At 39.8% G+C, this 23479-nt stretch carries 24 protein-coding genes, 1 other RNA gene and 1 pseudogene; 20 read left to right on the top strand and 6 right to left on the bottom strand.

The genetic code is table 11. The annotated features are described in order from the left end of the window. The first annotated feature begins 117 nt into the window (after window positions 1-117). The 10 genes from EL087_RS08430 (at window position 118) to tsf (ending at window position 6421) form a co-directional block, all read left to right on the top strand. Window positions 118-756, top strand: coding sequence for an adenylate kinase (locus tag EL087_RS08430; protein ID WP_003040498.1), 639 nt, complete (start codon window positions 118-120; stop codon window positions 754-756). Between the two features lie 115 nt (window positions 757-871). Next, a complete protein-coding gene (infA, locus tag EL087_RS08425; protein ID WP_001029883.1) occupies window positions 872-1090 on the top strand; it encodes a translation initiation factor IF-1 in 219 nt (72 codons plus the stop codon). A 24-nt stretch (window positions 1091-1114) separates the two neighbouring features. Then, complete coding sequence (rpmJ, locus tag EL087_RS08420; RefSeq protein WP_001808836.1) at window positions 1115-1231, top strand: 50S ribosomal protein L36; 117 nt, start codon at window positions 1115-1117, stop codon at window positions 1229-1231. A gap of 15 nt (window positions 1232-1246) precedes the next feature. Further along, the gene (gene rpsM / locus EL087_RS08415; protein WP_002262317.1) at window positions 1247-1612 is read left to right on the top strand and encodes a 30S ribosomal protein S13; all 366 of its coding nucleotides are present in this window, start codon (window positions 1247-1249) and stop codon (window positions 1610-1612) included. 19 nt (window positions 1613-1631) lie between these two features. Continuing rightward, window positions 1632-2015: a 30S ribosomal protein S11 gene (rpsK, locus tag EL087_RS08410; RefSeq protein ID WP_001118385.1), complete on the top strand. Its 384-nt coding sequence runs from the start codon at window positions 1632-1634 to the stop codon at window positions 2013-2015. A gap of 44 nt (window positions 2016-2059) precedes the next feature. Beyond that, entirely contained in the window at window positions 2060-2998 is a 939-nt protein-coding gene (locus tag EL087_RS08405; RefSeq protein WP_003026514.1) for a DNA-directed RNA polymerase subunit alpha, read from the top strand. 11 nt (window positions 2999-3009) lie between these two features. After that, the gene (gene rplQ, locus EL087_RS08400; protein WP_126407962.1) at window positions 3010-3396 is read left to right on the top strand and encodes a 50S ribosomal protein L17; all 387 of its coding nucleotides are present in this window, start codon (window positions 3010-3012) and stop codon (window positions 3394-3396) included. Between the two features lie 408 nt (window positions 3397-3804). Beyond that, window positions 3805-4278 carry a sigma-70 family RNA polymerase sigma factor gene (locus tag EL087_RS08395; protein WP_022527131.1) on the top strand — a complete coding sequence of 158 codons (474 nt, stop codon included), beginning with the start codon at window positions 3805-3807 and terminating at the stop codon, window positions 4276-4278. A 233-nt stretch (window positions 4279-4511) separates the two neighbouring features. Further along, complete coding sequence (rpsB, locus tag EL087_RS08390; RefSeq protein WP_022525388.1) at window positions 4512-5294, top strand: 30S ribosomal protein S2; 783 nt, start codon at window positions 4512-4514, stop codon at window positions 5292-5294. A gap of 83 nt (window positions 5295-5377) precedes the next feature. Further along, window positions 5378-6421 carry a translation elongation factor Ts gene (tsf, locus tag EL087_RS08385; protein WP_003041778.1) on the top strand — a complete coding sequence of 348 codons (1044 nt, stop codon included), beginning with the start codon at window positions 5378-5380 and terminating at the stop codon, window positions 6419-6421. Window positions 6422-6507: 86 nt separating this feature from the next. Here the strand turns inward: tsf and EL087_RS08380 are convergent, their stop codons facing one another. Next, window positions 6508-6858: a hypothetical protein gene (locus tag EL087_RS08380; protein ID WP_037567137.1), complete on the bottom strand. Its 351-nt coding sequence runs from the start codon at window positions 6856-6858 to the stop codon at window positions 6508-6510. 259 nt (window positions 6859-7117) lie between these two features. On the opposite strand from EL087_RS08380, the gene EL087_RS08375 reads away from it, so the two are divergent. The 3 genes from EL087_RS08375 to EL087_RS08365 are packed head-to-tail and all read left to right on the top strand — an operon-like array spanning window position 7118 to window position 10441. Further along, on the top strand, window positions 7118-7579 hold the full coding sequence (locus EL087_RS08375) for a CtsR family transcriptional regulator (protein ID WP_037567136.1): 462 nt from the start codon (window positions 7118-7120) through the stop codon (window positions 7577-7579). 3 nt (window positions 7580-7582) lie between these two features. Continuing rightward, on the top strand, window positions 7583-10012 hold the full coding sequence (locus EL087_RS08370) for an ATP-dependent Clp protease ATP-binding subunit (RefSeq protein ID WP_126407960.1): 2430 nt from the start codon (window positions 7583-7585) through the stop codon (window positions 10010-10012). A gap of 45 nt (window positions 10013-10057) precedes the next feature. Continuing rightward, window positions 10058-10441, top strand: coding sequence for a GNAT family N-acetyltransferase (locus EL087_RS08365; RefSeq protein ID WP_126407958.1), 384 nt, complete (start codon window positions 10058-10060; stop codon window positions 10439-10441). A 131-nt stretch (window positions 10442-10572) separates the two neighbouring features. Here EL087_RS08365 and dusB read toward each other — a convergent pair whose 3' ends face one another. From dusB to EL087_RS08345, 4 genes are all read right to left on the bottom strand, one after another. Beyond that, entirely contained in the window at window positions 10573-11544 is a 972-nt protein-coding gene (gene dusB / locus EL087_RS08360) for a tRNA dihydrouridine synthase DusB (protein ID WP_164558141.1), read from the bottom strand. Then, the gene (gene hslO / locus EL087_RS08355; RefSeq protein WP_313769825.1) at window positions 11531-12403 is read right to left on the bottom strand and encodes an Hsp33 family molecular chaperone HslO; all 873 of its coding nucleotides are present in this window, start codon (window positions 12401-12403) and stop codon (window positions 11531-11533) included. Before hslO ends, dusB begins: the two co-directional genes overlap by 14 nt. A gap of 220 nt (window positions 12404-12623) precedes the next feature. Further along, window positions 12624-13895, bottom strand: coding sequence for a toxic anion resistance protein (locus EL087_RS08350; RefSeq protein WP_049533051.1), 1272 nt, complete (start codon window positions 13893-13895; stop codon window positions 12624-12626). Between the two features lie 17 nt (window positions 13896-13912). After that, window positions 13913-14731, bottom strand: coding sequence for a hypothetical protein (locus EL087_RS08345; protein ID WP_126407954.1), 819 nt, complete (start codon window positions 14729-14731; stop codon window positions 13913-13915). Window positions 14732-15018: 287 nt separating this feature from the next. Here EL087_RS08345 and EL087_RS08340 point away from each other — a divergent pair. Beyond that, window positions 15019-15294 (top strand): annotated as a pseudogene (locus tag EL087_RS08340) (alcohol dehydrogenase); the annotation flags it as partial. A 122-nt stretch (window positions 15295-15416) separates the two neighbouring features. Beyond that, a complete protein-coding gene (locus tag EL087_RS08335; protein ID WP_003041718.1) occupies window positions 15417-15974 on the top strand; it encodes a GNAT family N-acetyltransferase in 558 nt (185 codons plus the stop codon). Between the two features lie 94 nt (window positions 15975-16068). Here EL087_RS08335 and gshAB read toward each other — a convergent pair whose 3' ends face one another. Next, on the bottom strand, window positions 16069-18321 hold the full coding sequence (gshAB, locus tag EL087_RS08330; protein WP_126407952.1) for a bifunctional glutamate--cysteine ligase GshA/glutathione synthetase GshB: 2253 nt from the start codon (window positions 18319-18321) through the stop codon (window positions 16069-16071). Window positions 18322-18610: 289 nt separating this feature from the next. On the opposite strand from gshAB, the gene EL087_RS08325 reads away from it, so the two are divergent. The 5 genes from EL087_RS08325 (at window position 18611) to EL087_RS08305 (ending at window position 23311) form a co-directional block, all read left to right on the top strand. Beyond that, complete coding sequence (locus EL087_RS08325; RefSeq protein ID WP_003028706.1) at window positions 18611-19903, top strand: adenylosuccinate synthase; 1293 nt, start codon at window positions 18611-18613, stop codon at window positions 19901-19903. 281 nt (window positions 19904-20184) lie between these two features. Continuing rightward, complete coding sequence (gene tadA, locus EL087_RS08320) at window positions 20185-20652, top strand: tRNA adenosine(34) deaminase TadA (RefSeq protein ID WP_126407950.1); 468 nt, start codon at window positions 20185-20187, stop codon at window positions 20650-20652. A gap of 147 nt (window positions 20653-20799) precedes the next feature. Continuing rightward, window positions 20800-20895: signal recognition particle sRNA small type (gene ffs, locus EL087_RS08315), an RNA gene on the top strand. A gap of 98 nt (window positions 20896-20993) precedes the next feature. After that, window positions 20994-21860, top strand: coding sequence for an Rgg/GadR/MutR family transcriptional regulator (locus EL087_RS08310; protein WP_126407949.1), 867 nt, complete (start codon window positions 20994-20996; stop codon window positions 21858-21860). 203 nt (window positions 21861-22063) lie between these two features. Next, window positions 22064-23311: a transporter gene (locus EL087_RS08305; RefSeq protein ID WP_126407947.1), complete on the top strand. Its 1248-nt coding sequence runs from the start codon at window positions 22064-22066 to the stop codon at window positions 23309-23311. Window positions 23312-23479 lie beyond the last annotated feature (168 nt).

Here is a 23479-nt window from a genome sequence, read left to right as displayed (position 1 = left end):
AGCAAATCGAAAATCATAGATTTTCTGAAGTCTGTCCCACTCTTTCTATTTTGTTTTTAAACAAGTTTACTAAGAATTTGTAATAGATTTATTTAAAAACAAAAAAGGAGATGGATCATGAATCTTTTGATTATGGGCTTGCCAGGTGCAGGCAAGGGGACTCAAGCGGCCAAAATCGTGGAGGAATTTGGTGTTGCGCATATCTCAACAGGGGATATGTTTCGTGCAGCCATGGCCAACCAAACTGAAATGGGTGTGCTTGCGAAATCATATATTGACAAAGGTGAATTAGTGCCAGATGAAGTGACCAATGGAATTGTCAAAGAACGTTTAGCACAAGATGATATTAAAGAAAAAGGCTTTTTATTAGATGGCTACCCACGCACCATTGAGCAAGCCCACGCACTGGATCAGACACTTGCTGAACTTGGTCTTGCTTTGGATGGGGTTGTCAATATCGAAGTGGATCCTAACAGCTTGCTAGAGCGCTTGAGCGGACGGATTATTCACAAAAAAACGGGAGAAACTTTTCATAAAGTCTTCAATCCACCAGCAGATTATAATGAAGAGGATTATTACCAACGTGAGGATGATAAACCAGAAACCGTGAAGCGCCGTTTAGATGTCAATATCGCTCAAGGAGCACCAATTATTGAGCACTATCGTTCTCAAAGCTTGGTTTATGATATTCAAGGAAATCAAGAGATTGATGATGTATTTAAAGACATTGAAAAAGTCTTGTTAAAGTTAAAATAAAAGCGTTTTTTACACTTGCAATATTTGACAAGTAGTGATACAATGAATTAGTCTGACTTATAATTGTTACCTCTGTGCTCAGAGGAATGAATCGAAATTTAGGGGGTGCTTTTGCGTGGCAAAAGACGATGTGATTGAAGTTGAAGGCAAAGTAGTTGATACAATGCCGAATGCAATGTTTACGGTTGAACTTGAAAATGGACATCAGATTTTAGCAACAGTTTCTGGTAAAATTCGTAAAAACTATATTCGTATTTTAGCGGGAGACCGTGTTACTGTCGAGATGAGTCCTTATGATTTGACACGTGGACGGATCACTTACCGCTTTAAATAATCGAAATACTTGGAGGGATAAGAAATGAAAGTAAGACCATCGGTCAAACCAATTTGCGAATACTGCAAAGTTATTCGTCGTAATGGTCGTGTTATGGTGATTTGCCCAGCAAATCCAAAACACAAACAACGTCAAGGATAATAGAAAGGAGAAAAAATGGCTCGTATTGCTGGAGTTGATATTCCAAATGACAAACGTGTAGTTGTTTCACTGACTTATGTATACGGTATTGGTCTTCCAACATCTAAGAAAATTTTAGCAGCTGCTGGAGTTTCAGAAGATATTCGTGTGAAAGATTTAACATCTGATCAAGAAGACGCTATCCGTCGTGAAGTGGATGCCATCAAAGTTGAAGGCGACCTTCGTCGTGAAGTAAACTTAAACATCAAACGTTTGATGGAAATTGGTTCATATCGTGGAATCCGTCATCGTCGTGGACTTCCTGTACGTGGACAAAACACTAAGAACAACGCTCGCACTCGTAAAGGTAAAGCTGTTGCGATTGCTGGTAAGAAAAAATAATATAAGGAGGTAAAAAGTCTTGGCTAAACCAACACGTAAACGTCGTGTGAAGAAAAATATCGAATCTGGTATTGCTCATATTCACGCTACATTTAACAACACTATTGTTATGATTACTGATGTGCATGGTAACGCAATTGCTTGGTCATCTGCCGGAGCTCTTGGATTTAAAGGTTCTCGTAAATCTACACCGTTTGCTGCCCAAATGGCATCTGAAGCTGCTGCAAAGTCTGCACAAGAACACGGTCTTAAATCAGTTGAAGTTACTGTTAAAGGTCCAGGTTCTGGTCGTGAGTCAGCTATTCGTGCGCTTGCTGCCGCTGGTCTTGAAGTAACAGCTATTCGTGATGTGACTCCTGTGCCACACAATGGTGCTCGTCCTCCAAAACGTCGCCGTGTATAATCATAAACCATTACACTGCTTTTCGTTTAAGAGGGAGTAACTAAATGATTGAGTTTGAAAAACCAAATATAACAAAAATTGATGAAAATAAAGACTATGGCATATTTGTAGTAGAACCACTAGAACGTGGTTATGGTACAACGCTTGGGAACTCACTTCGCCGTGTACTTCTTGCATCTCTACCAGGTGCTGCTGTGACATCTATCAATATCGAAGGTGTTCTACACGAGTTTGATACAGTTCCAGGTGTCCGTGAAGACGTCATGCAAATTATTTTGAACGTCAAAGGGATTGCTGTAAAATCTTACGTCGAAGACGAAAAGACAATTGAGCTTGATGTTGAAGGTCCTGCAGAAATCACTGCCGGTGATATTTTGACAGATAGTGATATTGAAATTGTAAACCCTGATCATTATCTCTTTACAATTGGTGAAGGTGCTAGCTTAAAAGCTATTATGACCGTAAATACAGGTCGTGGTTATGTACCAGCTGATGAAAATAAAAAAGATGATGCACCAGTAGGGACGCTTGCGGTAGATTCAATCTATACGCCGGTGAAAAAAGTTAATTATCAAGTTGAACCAGCTCGCGTTGGTAGCAATGATGGTTTTGATAAATTAACTCTTGAAATCATGACAGATGGGACGATTATTCCAGAAGATGCCCTAGGGCTTTCTGCGCGCATTTTAACGGAACATTTAGACCTGTTTACTAACTTAACTGAAGTAGCAAAATCTACTGATGTGATGAAAGAAACAGAAAAAGTTTCAGATGATCGTGTGTTGGATCGTACAATTGAAGAATTAGATTTGTCAGTTCGTTCGTACAACTGTTTGAAACGTGCTGGTATCAATACTGTATTTGATTTGACAGAAAAAACTGAACCTGAAATGATGAAAGTAAGAAATCTAGGACGTAAGAGTCTTGAAGAAGTGAAAGTAAAACTTGCTGATCTCGGTCTTGGATTAAAAAACGATAAATAAAGGAGGAAAACATGGCTTACCGTAAACTAGGACGCACTAGCTCACAACGTAAAGCAATGCTTCGCGACTTGACCACTGACTTGATTATCAACGAATCAATTGTGACAACAGAAGCTCGTGCTAAAGAAATCCGTAAAACAGTTGAAAAAATGATTACTTTGGGTAAACGTGGTGATTTGCATGCTCGTCGTCAAGCAGCAGCTTTTGTTCGTAACGAAATTGCATCAGAAAACTATGATGAAGAAACAGAAAAGTATACTTCAACTACTGCTCTTCAAAAATTATTCTCTGATTTAGCTTCTCGTTATGCAGAACGTAACGGTGGATATACTCGTATCCTTAAAACTGAACCACGTCGTGGTGATGCTGCTCCAATGGCAATCATTGAATTAGTATAATTTTTATCAATTTTGTTGAGTGTTATGATGATGGAGTAATGTTACTCTTAGTCTAGCTCTGGTCTACCGCTAGGATTTTTCCTAGCGGGAACACTCATCTTATGATAAGAAACGTAGACGCTTGTTTACGAAATTGCTTTTACAAAAAAACAATTTCGTAAGCAGGCGTTTTTTAGAATTTCATAATCGGTAACTCACTACAGAACTTATAGAATTATCATGCTGAATTTATCACAGCTACTAGTTTTAACTTTATCTGCTGAAAAGTATGTAAAAGTACCTGAAGAGATAGATAGGTGTATTAAGAAGTACGAAATAGAAACCAAAAAGAGTAGAATAGCTACCAGAAAACCAAAGGTTTCTCCTTCATGCTATCCTTAAAAGGTAAGTAAAAGGAAGGAGAAGGAAATGGAGTTCAAGGAGTTATATGCCAAGGTGAGAGGAATTGTGCTGAAGTGTCGGAGGGAATATTATGTCCACCTGTGGGAATTAAGCGATTGGGACCAAGAGGGCATGTTAGTACTCTATCAGTTGGTGAGTCGCTATCCGCAGCTGGTAGAGACAGAAAGTCAGCTCTATGTTTACTATAAGACCAAGTTTCGAAATCACATCAAGGACATCCTCCGCAAACAAGAAAGCCAAAAGCGCAAGCTGGACCGTCAAGCTTATGAAGAAGTGAGCGAGATTGGTCACAAGCTCAGTCTAAAAGAACTGTATTTGGATGAATTGGTGATTCTCCGAGACCAGCTAAAGAGCTATCAAGCTCAACTGAGTCCAGAGAAACAAGAGCAGTACGAGCGCTTACTAGCCGATGAACGGTTCAAAGGCCGCCAAGCTATGATTCGAGAATTAAGAGCCTACTTAAAGGACTATAGCGATTAAGATAAGTCAGAACTTTCCCCTTTTCAAAGGTTATAAATTTTGAATGATTTTCTTCGTGCATTTGGCATGAAAAAACAGAAATTCTCTTGTAAAATGGAAGAAATTTTGATATGATAGTAGATGTCGTGTAATCGGCAAATACTCATTTCAGATGAATTGTGAAGCCGTTGCCTACGGGTGGTTTTGCGAGTTGAAATCTGGGAGAGGAAAAAACAAAAAAGGAGACATTACTCATGGCAGTAATTTCAATGAAACAACTTCTTGAGGCTGGTGTACACTTTGGTCACCAAACTCGTCGCTGGAACCCTAAGATGTCGAAGTATATCTTCACAGAACGTAACGGTATCCACGTTATCGACTTGCAACAAACTGTAAAATTTGCAGATCAAGCATACGACTTTATGCGTGACGCAGCTGCTAATGATGCAGTTATCTTGTTTGTTGGTACGAAAAAACAAGCTGCTGATGCTGTAAAAGAAGAAGCAGAACGTGCTGGTCAATACTACATCAACCACCGTTGGTTGGGTGGAACACTTACAAACTGGGAAACGATTCAAAAACGTGTTGCTCGTTTGAAAGAAATCAAACGTATGGAAGAAGACGGAATTTTTGATGTTCTTCCTAAAAAAGAAGTCGCTCTTCTTAACAAACAACGCGCTCGTCTTGAAAAATTCTTGGGTGGTATCGAAGAAATGCCACGTATTCCAGATGTGATGTATGTTGTGGATCCACATAAAGAACAAATCGCTGTTAAAGAAGCTAAGAAATTAGGTATTCCAGTTGTAGCGATGGTGGATACAAATACAGATCCAGATGACATTGATGTGATTATCCCAGCTAACGATGATGCTATTCGTGCTGTTAAGTTAATCACTGCGAAAATGGCTGATGCGATTATCGAAGGCCGTCAAGGAGAAGACAACGTTGAATCAGTAGAAGCAGAATTAGCTGCAGCTGATTCACAAGCAGATTCTATCGAAGAAATCGTTGAAGTTGTCGAAGGCTCAAACGAATAATCAAGTAACGAACCTATGGGGCGGGGCCTAGCCCTCCCCCTTTTTATTAAATAAAATCGTAATATCTTAATTGGAGGATCAAAATGGCAGAAATTACAGCTAAGCTTGTAAAAGAATTGCGCGAAAAATCTGGTGCTGGTGTCATGGACGCTAAAAAAGCACTTGTAGAAGTAGATGGCGATATCGAAAAAGCAATTGAATTGCTTCGTGAAAAAGGTATGGCAAAAGCTGCTAAAAAAGCAGATCGTGTTGCTGCTGAAGGATTGACGGGTGTCTATGTAGACGGCAATGTTGCTGCTATCGTTGAAGTGAACTCAGAAACAGACTTTGTAGCAAAAAATGCTCAATTCGTTGAATTGGTAAACGAAACAGCTAAAGTAATCGCAGAAGGCAAACCAGCTAACAACGAAGAAGCTCTTGCTTTGACAATGCCTTCAGGTGAAACACTTGAAGCTGCTTATGTTAGTGCAACTGCTACAATCGGAGAAAAAATCTCATTCCGTCGTTTTGCAGTTGTTGAAAAAGCAGATGATCAAGTATTTGGAGCTTACCAACACAATGGTGGACGTATCGGTGTTATCACAGTTCTTTCAGGCAGTGACGAAGATCTTGCAAAACACGTGGCAATGCACGTTGCCGCTATGAAACCTTCTGTTCTTTCATACAAAGAATTGAGTGAAGAATTTATCCATGATGAATTGGCTCAAATGAACCACAAAATTGATCAAGACAACGAAAGTCGTGCAATGGTTGGTAAACCAGCGCTTCCACACTACAAATTTGGTTCTAAACTTCAATTGACGGATGAAGTGATTGCACAAGCTGAAGAAGACATCAAAGCTGGTCTTGCAGCTGAAGGTAAACCAGAAAAAATCTGGGACAAAATTATTCCTGGTAAAATGGATCGCTTCATGCTGGACAATACAAAAGTTGACCAAGCTTACACATTACTTGCGCAAGTCTATATCATGGACGACAGCAAGACTGTTGAAGCATTTCTTGAAAGCCAAGGTGTGACAATTGCAAGCTTCACTCGTTTTGAAGTAGGTGACGGTATTGAAAAAGCTGCCAACGATTTTGAATCAGAAGTAGCTGCTACGATGGCTGCTGCTCTTGGTCAAAACTAAGGCAATCAATAGCTAGCGTTTAAATCATAAATAAAAAGGTTAGAGAGCTGATATAACTCTCTAGCCTTTTCTAGTAGTGTCTGCTTTTATTTTACAATTTTTTTCGTGAATCCCTTGTGAGAAATCACAGAGTTTACAAATATTAGAACGATTAAAGAAATTAGTAGATAGGTAATTTCGGAGTAGGTAAAAGCGATTCGGTATGTTTGTGTAAAGAGAATAGCACAGATACTTACAGCAATGATGGCTAAATCGATTGTCCATTTTGTTCTAGGGTTTATTAAAGACGGTTCAAATAAAAATGGAGCAAATAAGCAGATGACTAACGGGACGACTTGGACATCCACATAATCAGCAGAAATAACTGTAAAAAAGAATAAAGTTGAAACCAACCAAACCAGTACATGACGTGTATATTTGAACCAATCCATTTTCATTCATTTGGCCTCCTGTTATTATTATCGTCAAATTTTCATCTATATTATAACGCTTTAAAATTAAAAGGCAAGCGTTTACACTCAAATTATTCCTATTCTATAAGCTTTTTCACTTGCTTGAATAATCAGACTTTTCAGTTTTTCATTTAGGTCTTTTTCTTTCAAAAATAAGAGATTTTCGGTATAATATTAGTCAAAGATAGTCAATGTCAGTTGCTCATTTATGGAGCAAAAGAAAGAACTGGAAGAAAGGGTTGTCATGAGCCATAAGAATACGTCAGACAGTATTGAGGAATATATCAAAGCAATTTTAGCTCAAGCTGGGATTGCAGAGTTGAAGCGCAGTGAAATTGCGGATGTTTTTCAGGTTGTTCCAAGTCAGATAAATTATGTCATCAAGACACGTTTTACGGAAAGTCGTGGCTATGTTGTTGAAAGCAAGCGTGGTGGAGGCGGCTACATTCGGATTGGTCGGATTGAATTCTCTAATCATCATGAGCTGCTTTGTGATTTGCTGCATAGAGTTGGTGAACAGATCAGTCAGCAGGTTTTTACAGATATTATTCAGCTACTATTTGATGAAAAAATCATGACGGAAAGAGAAGGTAACCTTCTTTTAGCGACGGCAACTGATAGAGTATTGGGAACAGATGCTGCACGAATTCGTGCGCGAATGTTAAAGAAGATTTTACAACAAGTTGATAGAAAAGGGAAAAACTAATATATGAAATATTCAAAAGCTTTGACAAAAAGTATTGAGTCGGCGCAACTGCTAGCAAGCCATTTTGAAACAGATTATTTGGAGTCTTGGCATTTGTTGATTGCCATGGCGAATAATCCTTATAGTGTTGCGGGTTCTGTTTTAAATGATTATCCGCTTGAAATTGATGATTTTGAGAAAGCAGCCTTTCATATCACAGGAAAGATTTATCAACAAGAGGGAAGCTTTACCATTTGGCCATTTTCTCATCGTATGAAAGTGTTGTTTTTGACAGCTGAGCGAATTGCAGAGGCTGTGCATGCTAAGAATCTTGGGACAGAGCATGTGTTGTTAGCTATGCTGTTTGACCGAGGAAGTTTGGCGGCACGTCTCCTTGAATTTACAGGCTTTAGCTATGAGGATAAAGAAGGCGTTTTGCGCATGACTGATCTTCGGAAAAACTTAGAGCATAAGGCTAGCTGGGGTAAAGAAGATATAAAGGCTATTCGCCACTTAAATAAAAATACTGCTGCTGCGAAACAAACGATGGCCAATATGATGGGAATGCCTCCTTCTACCAGCGGCGGGCTAGAAGACTATACCCGTGATTTAACCGAAATGGCTCGTGCTGGTCTTTTAGAACCGGTCGTTGGGCGTGATGAAGAAATTTCGCGTATGCTTCAGATTCTAAGTCGCAAGACGAAAAACAATCCAGTTTTGGTAGGAGATGCAGGAGTTGGGAAGACAGCATTGGCCCTTGGTTTGGCACAGCGTGTGGCTGCTGGTCAGGTGCCAAATGAGCTTGCAAAGATGAGAGTTCTGGAGCTGGATTTGATGAATGTGGTAGCTGGAACTCGTTTTCGTGGTGATTTTGAAGAACGGATGAACAATATTATCAATGATATTGAAACAGACGGGCATGTGATTCTTTTCATTGATGAGCTTCATACCATTATGGGTTCTGGTAGCGGGATTGACTCGACGTTGGATGCAGCGAACATTCTCAAGCCAGCTTTGGCCAGAGGAACACTTAGAACGGTCGGCGCAACGACACAAGAAGAGTACCAGAAATATATTGAAAAGGACGCAGCTCTTTCACGGCGATTTGCCAAGGTTACTATTGAAGAGCCGACAGTAGCTGATAGTATTGCGATTTTACAGGGGCTCAAGAAAAGCTATGAAGAACACCACAAAGTGGTGATTACAGATTCAGCGATTGAGACAGCTGTTAAGTATGCTCATCGTTATCTAACAAGCAAACATCTACCTGACTCGGCGATTGATTTGTTAGATGAAGCTGCTGCAACGGTACAAAATAAAGGCCCGCAAAATCATGTAAAAGCAGAATTGAGTGCAGCAGATACGGCTTTAATGGCAGGCGATTGGAAAAAGGTTGGCGCTTTGTTGGAGAAAGAAAGTCAGCCAATTGTCTACAAACTAAAGGTTAAAGATGAGGATATTTTGGCAACACTCAGCGGTTTATCAGGGATTCCTGTGCAAAAGTTGACGCAAACAGATGCGAAGAAATATCTCCATTTAGAGAAGGAACTGCACAAACGGGTCATTGGGCAAAATGAAGCAATTTCTGCTATCAGTCGAGCGATTCGGCGCAATCAATCTGGCATCCGCACCAGCAAACGTCCAATTGGCTCCTTTATGTTCTTGGGCCCAACCGGGGTTGGAAAAACTGAGCTGGCTAAGGCTTTAGCAGAAGTCCTCTTTGATGATGAGTCAGCGCTGATTCGTTTTGATATGTCCGAATATATGGAGAAATTTGCTGCCAGTCGTCTCAATGGAGCGCCTCCAGGTTATGTCGGTTATGAAGAAGGGGGCGAATTGACTGAAAAAGTTCGCAATCGTCCTTATTCGGTGCTCCTCTTTGACGAGGTGGAAAAAGCTCATCCTGATATTTTCAATGTGCTTCTTCAAGTCTTAGATGACGGGGTGCTGACCGACAGCAAGGGACGTAAGGTGGATTTTTCTAATACCATTATCATTATGACCAGCAATCTTGGTGCGACAAGTTTGCGGGACGATAAGACGGTCGGTTTTGGAGCGCGTGATGCCCGCTTTGATCATGAAAGCATGGAAAAACGGATGATGGAAGAGCTCAAGAAAAGTTATCGTCCGGAATTTATCAACCGGATTGATGAAAAGGTTGTTTTCCATAGCTTGACTAGCGAAGATATGCAAGAAGTGGTAAAAATTATGGTGAAACCACTCATTGTCAGTCTCGCTGAAAAAGGAATTGAGCTGAAATTCCAACCTAGTGCTTTGAAACTTCTGGCTAAAAAAGGTTACGATCCTGAAATGGGAGCAAGGCCACTTCGCAGAACTCTACAAACTCAAGTAGAAGATCATTTATCCGAATTTCTTTTAGCTGGTGAGTTACAGACGGGACAACGTTTGAAAGTCGGTGTCAAAGCTGGGCAGCTGAAGTTTGAAGTGCTCTGAGTTTCTATTCGAAGCATTCATCAGAAAGTAGATAAGGTATTTAATATGAATATTCGTGAAATGGTAGAAGAAGATTACGACCAAGTTTACCAATTATGGCTGTCATGTGCAGGCATGGGATTGAATGATTTAGATGATTCAAAAGAGGGAATTGCTCGGTTTTTGCAGAGAAATCCTCAAACTTGTCTGGTGGCAGTAGAAAATCAAACGATTATCGGAGCGATTTTAGTTGGTTCGGACGGACGAAGAGCCTATATCTACCATATAGCAGTTCATCCGAATTATCGCAGGAGAGGGATTGCAAGACAGCTGGTTGAGACAGTTTTAACCGTCCTAGATGATTTAAAAATTCATAAGGTTGCCTTGGTTGTTTTCAAAAGAAACACAGAAGGAAATCAATTTTGGGAAAGATTAGGTTTCTCTGTTTGAGAAGATCTCATTTACCGCAATCAAGCAAGGACTGAAATGACTCGGATAGATACCTAGTAGAAATTGCTCTTTAAATAAAAAGCACCAACCATTTGGAAATAATCTTCCAGATAATTGGTGTTTTTTGATGTTTAAATTTGCAGCAACTCTTCAATTTCTGCAAGACTGTTGGCTTGGGAAATAGCACCGCGGAGTTTGGCAGCACCAGCTGTTCCGCGGAGGTAATGAGGAGCTAAACCGCGAAATTCTCGAACGGCGATATGTTCTCCTTTAAGGTCAATCAAGCGCTTCAAATGATCGTAAGCAATATGCATTTTATCCTCAAAGCTGAGGTCGGGTAAGATTTCTCCCGTTTCAAAATAATGGTTGATTTGTTGGAAGAGGTAAGGATTGCCCATGGCAGCACGTCCAATCATGACTGCATCTGCACCGACTTCTTCTATACGTTGTTTTGCATCTTGAACGGTGCGAATATCGCCATTGGCAATGAAAGGAATCTTGGTTAAGGCTTGCGCAACACTGTGGAGGGTTTCAAGATCGGCGTGACCGGTATACATTTGTTCGCGTGTGCGTCCGTGCATAGCAAGAGCTGCTGCACCGGCACTTTCCGCAGCTAAGGCATTTTCCACAGCTAGTGAGGCGTCCGACCAACCAGTGCGCATTTTCACAGTCAACGGAATATTGAGAACAGACCGAACCTTGCTGATAATAGAATAAATCTTGTCTGGATCCTTGAGCCATTTTGCACCAGCTTCGTTTTTGACAATTTTGTTGACGGGACAGCCCATGTTGATATCCACAATATCTGTTTGGGTATTTTCTTGGATAAATTCGGCAGCGCGCGCCAAACTATCTTCGTCACTCCCAAACAACTGAATGGAAACGGGATGTTCTCCTTCATCAATATGCAGCATGTGAAGTGTCTTTTCGTTGTTGTACTGAATGCCCTTGTCTGAGACCATTTCCATGACGACAAGACCTGCACCCAGCTCTTTTGCAATCGTCCGAAAAGCTGAATTGGTGACGCCTGCCATAGGAGCGAGAACTGTTCGATTGGGAATTTTTACATCGCCAATCAGAAAAGGGGTATTAAGATTTGTCACGAATGAGTTCCTCCAAGTCTTTCTCGTCAAAATGATACGTGTTTTGGCAGAATTGGCAAGTGATTTCAGCTCCGTGGTCTTCGTCTCGCATTTCTTCAAGGTCTGACTTAGGTAGGCTTGAGAGAGCATTTAGGAAGCGCTCTTTGCTGCAATCGCATTGGAAGCGAAGTTCTTCTTCTGACAATCGTTTGTAAGGTTCGTTGCTGTAGATAGCTGAAAGCAGGGCTTCAATATGGTCTTCGGATTCCAAAAGTGTTGAAATAGCAGGCATTTCTTGGATTCGTTTTTCAAAGCGGGCGATTTCTTCTTCTTTGGCACCTGGAAGGACTTGCAAGAGGAAACCACCAGCAACCTTGACCTTGTCATTGGCATCTAGTAGAACATTTAACCCGACAGCTGACGGAGTTTGCTGGCTTTCTGTTAGATAGAATGCCAAATCTTCGCCAATCTCACTGGATACAAGTGGTGTCATAGAATGATAAGGATTTCCAGTTCCATAGTCTGTAATGACGAGGAACTCGCCGTTTCCAACAAATGGTCCGACCAGCACTTCGCCAGTCGAGGTTTTTTTAATGTCTACGCCGGGATTTTGCACATAGCCTTTGACCGTACCTTTTGTATCTGCAACGGTAATAATAGCACCGATAGAGCTTGTCCCTAGCACTTTGACGGTGATTTTTGTATCTCCTTTTTCATTTGCGGCAAGGATTTGACTGGCAATGAGCGTACGGCCTAGTGCTACAGTTGAGCTGGCCTGAGTATGATGCTTTTCTTGAGCTGTCCGAACCGTTTCAGTACTGTCCAGTACATAAGCTCGGAAAGCACCGTTTTTTGAAATAGTTTTAATAATCTTGTCCATACCCTTTATTGTAACATAAAAAAAGAAAAGGGAGCGGGACAAAAATCGGTATTTCGTAAGAAATTGATTTTGTTGTCCCACCCCGCATAGTTGACGAGGCTGTTGTCATTCTTTGCATAGCAAGGAATAACAACCACCAAGCACCTATTTCGTTTCGGTGAAAAAATAGTATATTGTAAGAATTTAGGAAATTTTTGTCCTAAACTCTTGTTCCAGTCCATTAGTTTTCGTTTGTAGTCCGTTCATCCACTTCTTTTTGAGTTTCTTTTCCCTGATCTAGCAGAGCCTGGATAATCTTGTGGTCGCGTAGTTTAACAGAGTCGTTAATGGTTTCAGCGGATTGGATAACAGTCGCTTCAAGGAGAGCGCGTTTCTCCCGTCCTTTGTCAATGGCTTCGATAATACCTTGGTTTTGAGCGACTAAGCTTTCAGCCAACTTAGTAACAGATTCGACAGCAATTGTTGGATTTTGCGAGATTCTCTCCATTTGTGGAATGACTTCTTTGCTGGTTTCAGCCAGCATTTGAAGCGCTGCATTGTTGGCATTAGAAATGGCGTCCGCTACCTGACCAGATTTCATTGATTGTTGCAAAATACCTAGTTGAGCAATAGAGAGCTTCATGGTCGGAATGGTATTGCGACGGAGCATGCCGAGTTTTTGGCGCATATCAGAAGACACCTTCACGAGATTACGCATTTGCGGGGTAGTGGCCCAAGCAACATACAGACGGCTGATGTATTCAGTGTGTTGCTGTTCCAATGTATTGACAACTTCGGTTAAGCGAGCCAATTCTTGTGATTTGGTTTGGTAATCTAGAGTGGCGGTATCTAATTGTGCCACTTCATTTTGAAGAGTCAAGGCACGCGCACTGGCTTCTCTTTGACTGGCTTCAATAAAGGAAATGACACCGACTAGATTTTCAATGGATTTGGTATTGTCTTCAATCAACATCTCAGCAGAAACGATATTGCGTGCGAGTACATCTTCTTGCTTGACGACAGTAGCAGCCATTCCGTCCATTTTTTGCTCGATATTTTGTGAATCAAAATAGAACTCTTGCAAGGTATTCTTGCTTTGTTTAAAGAGTTTTTCTAAGAAATTTGGCTTTTTATCTAGTTCTGCAATTTGAGCATCCTTGTACTTAGCAACAAAACCATTTAACTCTTTATTAGTATTTTTTAGCAATTCATCGACTTGTGGGATTTGAAGTTTCTTTTGCTCGGCTAAAATACGGTTGACAGTGTTATTAACATCTTCGACCGCGGCTTGTCCAAAATCTAAAAGAGCATTCTGGTCAGAAATAAAGTTATCTACCAACTGTGGGGCTTTTGCCATGATAGCATTTTGTTGTTCAGGAGTTAATTTCTCCAAAAAAGTTAACTGCCCATTTGCTTGAGTTTTGGTTGATTCAATGATTTCGGTGGTTTTATCCGTTTTCGTAATGGCATTGTTAGCGATTTTGTCAATGTCGAAGTTAAATTCTTGGCTCATAAGGTCTCCTTTTGATGTTATAGTTCTGTGTTCGTTTCTTTTTTAGTTAAAATCCGCAAGCTGATGTCAAAATCTCGTAGATCAGCTTCGTTGAGCTGACGGAGTGTTTCGTCCAAGTCTAAATCAAACTGCTCAATAGCCGCTTTGGCGCTGGACAGTCGTTCTTCGGCATTGTAAAAATCTTTCGGGGAAGCCTTGATTTTTAGGTAGCCTTCCAAAATATCCTCATAATGCTCCATTTGAGATTGATGAATAGCGGTTAATTCTTCCTTGTTGTTGCTTTCTGATTGAGAAATTTTCTTGAGAATAGCTTCATGGTCGGTTTGGATATTGTGAATGGTTTCGAGCAATTCTGGTGCTAATTCTTCAAGGCTTGACTTTGTACTCTCAGCATTTTGCGTGCGGAGATTGTAAAGTTGAGCATGAATGTCTGCTGTTACGTCTTGCACTTTCCGTTGAATACGCTGGTAAATCTCAGGTGAGATATGTTTTTTCAAAGTATCAGCCCGTCCTTGAATATAGCTTAATTGAGGCAAGAGCTGTTCAGCCAACTGTTGGTATTTTTCATAAGCCTTTTCTTCTAGATAAGCATCTAATTGTTTGATTCGACTATCTGCGGCACCGATTTCCTCTTTCAAATCTTCAATTTGCTGACTGGCGCTAGGTCCTGTGATTTTTTTCGGCTGATGGGTTGCATAGTAGTAAATTCCGTAGCCTATCCCGACAGCAAAGAGGATCGGGATGAGGTACTGCATAATAATACCAACTGCGATAAGAATAAGCAGTATACCGATCCATCTTCTAGAACGTACATTTCTATAATCTCTTCTGGACATAAATTATCTAATCCCGTTTCTTCTGAAATTTCTAAGTCTATTTTAGCATAAAAAAGCATCAAAGACGGAACTGAACGATATTTTTAATAAAAAGTTTGGCTGAAAATAATCATGGAATGATCAGATTTTTCAAAAATTTCTTGACTTAGAGTGAGCTCCAAGGTATATAATAAAAGTGTAAATATTTTACCTTTTTGATGAATGTGGAACATCATCTTTTTAATAGAGAAAGGAGCAATAAGATGAAAGCAGCAGTTTTTGTAGAACCAGGAAAAATGGAGGTGAGAGAGGTTGCTCGCCCCGGTGCTGTTGTCGGACGCGTCGGTGTGCCACATACAGGAGACATCAATATCGGTGACTACTGGATGGTCAACTTGGCAATGGCTGGTGGACCAGCTTCTTGTACAACTTATGACAAAGAAATCTTGCTAAAAGCAGTTCTAGACGGTCAAATCAATTCTGGTAAAGTTTTCACTCAATCTTACAAATTGGAAAATATTGACCAAGCGTACAAAGATATGGCTGACAGAAAAACAATTAAAGCAATGATTGTGATGAATTAAGAATTCCGAAAGAGGTTGGTAGAATCCGACCTCTTTTATGGTTGTGAATGTTAGTCCAATAGTTCTCAAATACCTTCATTTTTGATAAAATAAAAGAAAAGCAGTTAAAAGGGGAGAAAATCATGTCTTTAACTAGTCAGATTGTTACAGCTGAATTTCCGGATTTAGAAAAAGTAGAACAACTCAATACAGAAGCCTTTCCTGAGGAGGAGCGTGCACCGCTATCCGAGTTGCTACGCTATGGAGATGGGGAATATTCTCATTTTTTTGCCTTTTATGATGGCAATGAATTTGTCGGTTTTGCCTTTTCAGTTTACAATGAAAGAGCCTTTTATATCAGTTTTTTTGCGATTATGCCTCATTTGCGTAGTCATGGTTATGGCGGGAAGATTATTGATAAGTTGGTGGATTTTTATCAAAGGACTATGGTGCTAGAGGTAGAACGACTTGATGAGCCTTGTGATAATCTGGAACAGCGAAAAGCCCGTATGGATTTCTACAAGAGAAATGGTTTTCGCTCTTCGCACGCCTACTTAGAATACGACGGTTTAAGTTTTGAAATTCTTTATAAAGGACCGTTTTTTGATGAAGAAGCCTATCGTGACATTTTCAAAAAAATCCAAGAAGACGGTTATTTTGAATTTGAAATCAAGCATGGACATGGCAGGGACTGGGAGTAGCTGAGAAATTCTAGCAGATATTTCTATTTTTCATTGAAAGTTATACATAAAAAAACGAGCTGCTTCTTTTGCTCGTTTTTCTATGCAATAAAGTTTAATGGATTTCTGGGAAAAGTTTAGCCAATATTTTAGGTGTAATGCTTTGACCGGGACCTTCTGCACAATAAGTGTGCATATACATAGAAGGATTGAAATTGAGCTCAATGCAGGTGCAGTGGGGCTCATTTTTGCTGGCTGGAAGTGTGCTATTCGGGATAATTAAATCCACGCCACAGACCCAAGCTCCTATAGCAGCTGCCATTTCTGCTGCTAGTTCCTTATAGGAGGTGTGCATGATTTCAGTCACATCTACTGAGTCTCCACCAGTAGAAATATTAGAATTACGGCGAAGAAAAACTTGAATTCCTTGCGGTAGGACATCATCTGCTTTATAACCTTGCTGGGCTAGCATGAGTAGCTCAATCTCCCCAAGATCAATCATTTCCAGTGGAGAGCGATGGTCGCGACCTCGTAGGGGATTGGTATTTTTAAAAGCTACCAATTCTCGAATAGTATGCTGACCGTCTCCTATAACGTTGGCTGCTAAGCGCAGAAGCACTGTCTCACATTTTCTGTCGAGGACAAAGAAGCGATATTCGGTTCCTGCGATAAATTCCTCAACAAGGACAGAGCTATCCTCTGAAAAGGCAATCTCCAATGCTTTTTGGTAACTGTCTCGATTGGCAGGTGCTTGAAAAATAGAAATTCCTAACCCGAAATTGGTGGATTTGGGTTTGACAACAATCGGCATATTTTTGATAAGGGGATAGTAAGCTAGCCCTTCTTCCAGAGTGGAGAATTCAGCTCCAGCAGGAACGGGAAAACCAGCAGCAGATAAAATTTTCTTAGTCACCGTCTTATTTGCCATCGCAAGAGGAACGATATAGTTGTCCTTTGAGGTCATATTGCCATTTTTGACATACTCGATGTGATCTTTATGTTGAAGTTTTAAAAACTGGTCACTTTCGTCCAATATTTCGACCTGCAACCCTTTTTGAATCGCATCAAAGAGCAGCATCTGGGTAGAGAGCTCCATTTCCTCGTAGCCTTTCAGAGCGTATGGAGCAGTCCAGGCGTAGTGGTGATATTCTTTAGCTTTTTCCAAACCAAAGGCTTCTAAGGATTGGTTATAAATATAAGGCAAGAGCTGAGCAGAAAGGGTCAGACGGGGATTAGCAACTGCATCTTTCACATGATGAAGCAGGTCTTGATAATAGGAGCTTAATCCGAACTGGTGGATAAGAGCTTGCATGGCTTTGATGAGCAAATCGCTGTCAGCTTCAACAGGCAAAGGAGTCAGAGGGTGGCTAAGAGCGATTTTTTCATTTAGATCATGAGCTTGCTCTAGGATTTCATCAGGGGCTGCTATATCATCTAGCCAGAGCAAGGCAAGCAAAAAGAGATGAACCGTGTCCATAGTTTCTTGGCTGATTCCCAGCACCTCAAAAGGATTGAGGTCAAAGCAGCGGAATTCCAAATAGGTAATGCCTTTTTCCAAGTAACGCCGATTTTCTTTTTGCCCACGGAAGCGGACGGGTGTGTAGCATTCTTTCTCGGCAATTAAATCGCCTTGTGCCACGTATTTCTCTATATCGCTCACATAAGACTCTAGTGAAGCATAGGAAATGTGAATCTTTTTATCATTTACATATCCCAAATCACTGTTGCGGATAGAGCGTACAGGCTGAGAAATTTTTCTCGTCAAAACCCCTTCCTCAGCAATTGGTGCTGCCCCGTATAAATAAGTCAGAAACCAGCGGAACCGTAAAAAGTTTCGAGCCAATTTAAGATAGAGGTCATTTTTAAAAAGCCGAATATTTTGGTAATCACTGACCTTGAAAAGGGCTTGAATCAAGTCTGGTCCTAATTCCATGTTGTAGTGAATGCCTGAGATAGCTTGTAGCGTTTTTCCATATTTTTTTGCTAAACTTTCTCGATAATGCCGTTCAAAGTCATTTTCTAAATGAGCGATTTGAATTTCTGCTGGTGACAATTTTGGAGGCATAGAGAGCGGCCAGATTGCTTCGCTTTTGGAAATGGTGCGTCCAGCTACATCAGTAATGGCAGCGAGAAAACGCCTTGCTTCTTTTGTAGAAGGAGCAATTGGAGTGATGAGTTCTAACTGCTGCTCGCTAAAATCTGTCTGAATCGTTGGATGAAAATTGCGACTGCCAAATGCTTTTGGATGAGAAGTTTGTGCTAATTTCCCGTCTTGATTGACGCGCAAGCCCTCCCTTTCCAACCCGAAAGTAGCTTGTAAAATAGGTGCATCTGCTGCTAATTTTTCGAATAAGTGATTGATGTTCATGGGAAATACCTGTTTGTTTTCTAATACTTTTAGTCTATTATAAAAATGCTCAGAAAACAAATTTCTACTACGTTTTCCGAACCTTTTTTAAAAGAAAACGATTCTATTTTAGATAGGATAAGAATTTTCCAAAAGAGGGGGTCTCAAACTTCGTCATTTGCAAACAACTGCGATAGTCTTATCTTGAAAAAAGAAGGAATTTTTCTTATAATAGAGTGTAAGACATAATTGCAGGTGAAACTCCTGCCATGTAGACAAGAAAGGACGAGCGCTTAGCTCAGACAAGATTATGACATCAGTTGTAGTTGTAGGAACCCAGTGGGGAGATGAAGGAAAAGGAAAGATTACAGATTTCCTTTCAGCCAATGCCGAAGTGATTGCCCGTTATCAAGGCGGAGACAATGCCGGTCACACCATTGTAATTGACGGTAAAAAGTATAAATTGCACTTGATTCCGTCAGGTATTTTCTTCCCAGAGAAAATCTCTGTTATCGGAAATGGAATGGTAGTCAATCCAAAATCTTTGGTAAATGAATTAGCTTATTTGCATGGCGAAGGTGTCACAACAGATAATCTGCGCATTTCAGATCGTGCACATGTGATTCTTCCTTATCATATCGAGTTGGACCGTCTGCAAGAAGAAGCCAAAGGCGATCACAAAATCGGAACGACTATCAAGGGGATTGGTCCAGCTTATATGGACAAAGCAGCCCGCGTGGGAATCCGCATTGCGGATTTGTTGGATAAAGATATTTTCAGAGAACGTTTGGAGCGCAACTTAGCTGAAAAAAATCGTCTCTTTGAAAAACTCTACGACAGCACAGCTATCCAATTTGACGATATTTTTGAAGAATACTACGCTTATGGTCAACAGATTAAACAATACGTGACAGATACGTCGGTTATCTTGAACGATGCTCTTGATCAAGGTAAACGTGTCCTTTTTGAAGGAGCGCAGGGAGTGATGCTAGATATTGACCAGGGCACTTATCCATTTGTTACCTCTTCCAATCCTGTTGCAGGTGGTGTGACGATTGGTTCCGGTGTGGGTCCAAGCAAAATTGACAAGGTTGTTGGGGTTTGCAAAGCCTATACCAGTCGTGTTGGTGACGGACCATTTCCTACAGAACTGTTTGATGAAGTAGGCAACCGCATTCGTGAAGTCGGACATGAATATGGAACGACCACAGGGCGTCCTCGTCGTGTTGGTTGGTTTGATTCGGTTGTTATGCGTCACAGTCGCCGTGTGTCTGGGATTACCAACCTTTCTCTCAATTCAATTGACGTTTTGACAGGACTGGATATAGTTAAAATCTGTGTAGCTTACGACCTAGACGGGGAACGTATTGACCATTACCCAGCTAGTTTAGAGCAACTCAAACGCTGCAAACCAATCTATGAAGAATTACCAGGCTGGTCAGAGGATATTACAGGCGTTCGCAGTTTAGAAGAGTTGCCAGAAAACGCCCGCAACTACGTCCGCCGTGTGAGTGAACTTGTTGGTGTTCGCATTTCCACTTTCTCTGTTGGACCAGGTCGTGAACAAACTAATATTTTAGAAAGCGTTTGGTCAAGTTTGTAATAGAAATTATAGTCGGAAGCGAGTTCAAGCTCGCTTTTTATGCGTAAAAAACAAAGAATTTAAAAAATTTTAAATAATACATCTCTTCTTAAGTTAATTTTAAGCTAGCGGGTTTATACTAACATCATCAGATGAAGACCTCCTAACTTTATTTGATAGAAATCCTAAACTTTTTCATAATAATCTCCTGAAAGTCACTGTAAAGTGGCTTTTTTTCTTTCTCTTTGTCTTATGATATAATGGAAAGCAGAGTGAAAATGAACTGAAGAAGAGATGAGAAGATGGAATATACTCGCGAAGAAAAAGAAGAATTCATGCTAGAAGCCTTGAAAGAAGCAGAGATTGCGCTTGCTAATGATGAAATTCCGATTGGTTGTGTTATTGTCAAGGACGGGAAGATTATCGGTCGTGGACATAATGCGCGTGAGGAGCTGCAGCGCGCTGTCATGCATGCTGAGGTGATGGCGATTGAAGAAGCCAACGCTCATGAAAAAAGCTGGCGCTTGTTAGACACGACTCTTTTTGTCACCATTGAGCCTTGTGTCATGTGTAGCGGTGCTATTGGTCTAGCTCGCATTCCGCAGGTTATTTACGGAGCAAAAAATCAAAAATTTGGTGCTGCCGGTAGCCTCTATGATATTCTAACAGATGAGCGACTTAATCACCGAGTTGAGCTTGAAAATGGGATTTTGGAAGCAGAATGTGCTCAGATGATGCAAGATTTTTTTAGAAAGAGGAGACAAAAATGAAGCGTTTTGTTAAGAAGGCTATGCTCTTATCCAGATAGTAGCAGAGTTAATGTTATTATTGCTAGGTTAGCAATTTTTCGCTCTGAATATCTATTCTTTTTTGAGAAAAAGAAAATCTTGATTGGCACAAAAACAAATTTATGGTATAATACTTATCGGAGCAACAATTCTGCGTGAAGTGGGTCAGGGGAGGAATCCAGCAGCCCTAAGCGAGTGTGGATTGTGTGCTCTTTTTGTATATGAAGAAGTATGAACGATTGCTAAAGTGTGTGTTGAAAGGATTTTTCAAAAAACAACATTCAGTGATGAATCAATATCATTTTTCAGTAAAGGAAAGACATATGTATTACATGGGTGAAATTTTTAGAGAACTGCGAACAGGTCGGCACATCTCTCTTAAAGCCGCAACAGGAGAAGAATTTTCCTATTCCATGCTTAGTAAATTTGAAAATGGAGATTCAGATATTTCGGCTTCAAAACTGTTAATTGGTCTAGAGAATATCAGAACAGAACTAGAAGAATTTGTCTATTTGGTACGTGGCTTCCAGCCCACTTCCTATACTTTGTTAAAAAATAAACTGTGGCAAGCTCAAGAAAAGAAGGATATGAATACATTATGGGAAATGTACCACAATGAAATGACTCAATATCAATCTGCAAAAGAAGATAAGCATATCCTAAATGCGATTGTCATCAAAGGTCACATGTTTTTCTTAGATGAAACCATTCAAGCAACAGAGATTGAGTTGAATTTTTTATATGATTATTTATTTTCTGTTGAAATCTGGGGAGAGTATGAATTACGCTTGTTTTCAGATATTGCCACCTTGCTCCCTCTTGATCTTTACTTTCGATATGCTCGAGAAATGCTTCAAAAGGTTGATTTTTTAGGAGATTTACAGAAAAACAAAAACTATATTTACACGATTCTTTTAAATGGTTTGTTTAAATCCATTGCAGAAAAAAGTTTAACAAAAGCTGCTTATTTTGATAAAAAAATCAAAGAAAAATTTTTTGATGAAAATGATGCATACCTGAGAATTGTCTATTTATTTGCAGATGGACAGCATGATTATATTTTAGGACAGAGAAATGAGGGGCTTACAAAAATGAAAAATGCCATATCAACTCTTGAAATCATCGGCTGTGAGCATAGCGCAAATTATTACTCTAAAAATATGTCCGAATGGTTAAAAGAATTTGAATAAATGACAAAGCAGAAGAATGTTAGAAGGCTAAAAGCAAGGAAATAGGTTTAGCTAATCATGGCTAAAGCATGCTCCTTGCTTTTTTTGTTACTGAAATGGATTTGAATATATGACAAATTTAGTTTGAATGTTACCTTTTAAGATATACTGAGTGCAATGAAAGTCTATTGCTAATCATGCAAAGACTGGAAAGGGAACTTAATATGAAATTATTTTTTTCTAATGCACTATATAGAAGTATCACACTATCGAGAATGTTCAATTTAATGGGGTCTTACATATACAATATTGTATTTGTGATTTATGCTGCTAGTCTGCCTTATGCCAATACAGCTGTGTTTATTGCAAATATCATTACAATTATTCCTACACTTTTCACATTTTGGATAGGAGTACAAGCTGATAGGACAGGTAGAAAAGGCGATTTCATGATTTTTATCGGCTTTGTTCAGGCACTTCTATTTACAGGGGTAGCTTTTCTGATTTCTAATAAGACATTTCTCATTTTTGCAATCATCTGTTTGTTGAATGTGATAACAGATATGTTAAGTGACTATGCTGGTGGGTTAAGAATGCCGATTTTGCAAAAGAATTTAGAAAAAGCTGATTTATTTGAAGCCTATTCCTTTACGCAATTTATCACTTATTTATGCAGCATTACTGGACAAACAGTAGGGGTCTGGTTGCTCGCAACTTCAGACAATAATTTTGCACTAGTTGCCATAATCAATGCGCTGTCATTTTTAGCTTCTTCTTTAGTGCTTTTGCACAAGCGTCGTCAATTAACTCATGAAGCTGTGGTAGCAACTCCTGAAAAAACTTCTCTTTTTACGCAATTTAAAATGCTTTATCAAAATATGGAGTTGATTTTTCAAGAATCCGAAAATGCTTCATTCATTCACTTGTTACTTGCAATTTTAACCCTGAATATGATAGGAGGAGCTGTTAATAGTATTTACAATTTTTATTTTTTAAAACATGCCATTTTTCACCTGACTTATGCACAATCTCTTCTGATTGTAGAAGTAGTGTTATTGGTTGGCGCTATTTTAGGAAGTTTAACACCTCACGATTATTTTTCAAAAAAATCATTTTCCTTTCTGCTCATAATGAATAGTTCTTCATTTGGACTAGTTGGCATCAGCAACTTAGTAGGATTGCCACCAATCATTGGGATTATTATCTTAGCTTTTTCTGCTTACATAATGGGGAAATCCACGCCTAAACTAGATGCTATGTTAATGGCAAATCTACCATCTGATGTCTTGGCTCAAAGCAATAACTTTCTCGGATTGTTGTTTACCTTCTCTTTGCCTTTAGGAACGGTCCTCTTTTCAGTTCTCTCTGCCTACAATATCTACTTGTGCTGGTTTATTTTTGTTGTCTTTTCACTGTTGGCACTTTTGCTGTCTCTGCAAAATAATCGACTCAAAAAAGGAAACATTAGTTAAACTCTAGAACCTAAGATTAGGCTACTATTTATTTTCCTCTATTTTTTATTTTAGAAGTATTCTGTGGGTGATTATTTTTTGATTTACGCAAACGATTGCTTTAAAGGTTGGTATGAGATTGCGATTTTTGAAAGTTAATTATAAAAAAACAATTTGGAAACGTTTTAG

Source organism: Streptococcus milleri, from assembly GCF_900636525.1.
Lineage (GTDB): Bacteria > Bacillota > Bacilli > Lactobacillales > Streptococcaceae > Streptococcus > Streptococcus hominis.
Note: the sequence above shows the minus strand (reverse complement) of the source record. Positions and strands in the feature narration are given on the sequence as shown.

Bases quoted from the DNA above. Each gene is read 5' to 3' on its own strand.
- EL087_RS08430 (WP_003040498.1), top strand. From the start codon at position 118: ATGAATCTTTTGATTATGGGCTTGCCAGGTGCAGGCAAGGGGACTCAA.
- rpmJ (WP_001808836.1), top strand. From the start codon at position 1,115: ATGAAAGTAAGACCATCGGTCAAACCAATTTGCGAATACTGCAAAGTT.
- rpsM (WP_002262317.1), top strand. From the start codon at position 1,247: ATGGCTCGTATTGCTGGAGTTGATATTCCAAATGACAAACGTGTAGTT.
- EL087_RS08405 (WP_003026514.1), top strand. From the start codon at position 2,060: ATGATTGAGTTTGAAAAACCAAATATAACAAAAATTGATGAAAATAAA.
- rplQ (WP_126407962.1), top strand. From the start codon at position 3,010: ATGGCTTACCGTAAACTAGGACGCACTAGCTCACAACGTAAAGCAATG.
- EL087_RS08395 (WP_022527131.1), top strand. From the start codon at position 3,805: ATGGAGTTCAAGGAGTTATATGCCAAGGTGAGAGGAATTGTGCTGAAG.
- rpsB (WP_022525388.1), top strand. From the start codon at position 4,512: ATGGCAGTAATTTCAATGAAACAACTTCTTGAGGCTGGTGTACACTTT.
- tsf (WP_003041778.1), top strand. From the start codon at position 5,378: ATGGCAGAAATTACAGCTAAGCTTGTAAAAGAATTGCGCGAAAAATCT.
- EL087_RS08380 (WP_037567137.1), bottom strand. From the start codon at position 6,858: ATGAAAATGGATTGGTTCAAATATACACGTCATGTACTGGTTTGGTTG.
- EL087_RS08375 (WP_037567136.1), top strand. From the start codon at position 7,118: ATGAGCCATAAGAATACGTCAGACAGTATTGAGGAATATATCAAAGCA.
- EL087_RS08370 (WP_126407960.1), top strand. From the start codon at position 7,583: ATGAAATATTCAAAAGCTTTGACAAAAAGTATTGAGTCGGCGCAACTG.
- EL087_RS08365 (WP_126407958.1), top strand. From the start codon at position 10,058: ATGAATATTCGTGAAATGGTAGAAGAAGATTACGACCAAGTTTACCAA.
- hslO (WP_313769825.1), bottom strand. From the start codon at position 12,403: ATGGACAAGATTATTAAAACTATTTCAAAAAACGGTGCTTTCCGAGCT.
- EL087_RS08350 (WP_049533051.1), bottom strand. From the start codon at position 13,895: ATGAGCCAAGAATTTAACTTCGACATTGACAAAATCGCTAACAATGCC.
- EL087_RS08345 (WP_126407954.1), bottom strand. From the start codon at position 14,731: ATGTCCAGAAGAGATTATAGAAATGTACGTTCTAGAAGATGGATCGGT.
- EL087_RS08335 (WP_003041718.1), top strand. From the start codon at position 15,417: ATGTCTTTAACTAGTCAGATTGTTACAGCTGAATTTCCGGATTTAGAA.
- gshAB (WP_126407952.1), bottom strand. From the start codon at position 18,321: ATGAACATCAATCACTTATTCGAAAAATTAGCAGCAGATGCACCTATT.
- EL087_RS08325 (WP_003028706.1), top strand. From the start codon at position 18,611: ATGACATCAGTTGTAGTTGTAGGAACCCAGTGGGGAGATGAAGGAAAA.
- tadA (WP_126407950.1), top strand. From the start codon at position 20,185: ATGGAATATACTCGCGAAGAAAAAGAAGAATTCATGCTAGAAGCCTTG.
- EL087_RS08310 (WP_126407949.1), top strand. From the start codon at position 20,994: ATGTATTACATGGGTGAAATTTTTAGAGAACTGCGAACAGGTCGGCAC.
- EL087_RS08305 (WP_126407947.1), top strand. From the start codon at position 22,064: ATGAAATTATTTTTTTCTAATGCACTATATAGAAGTATCACACTATCG.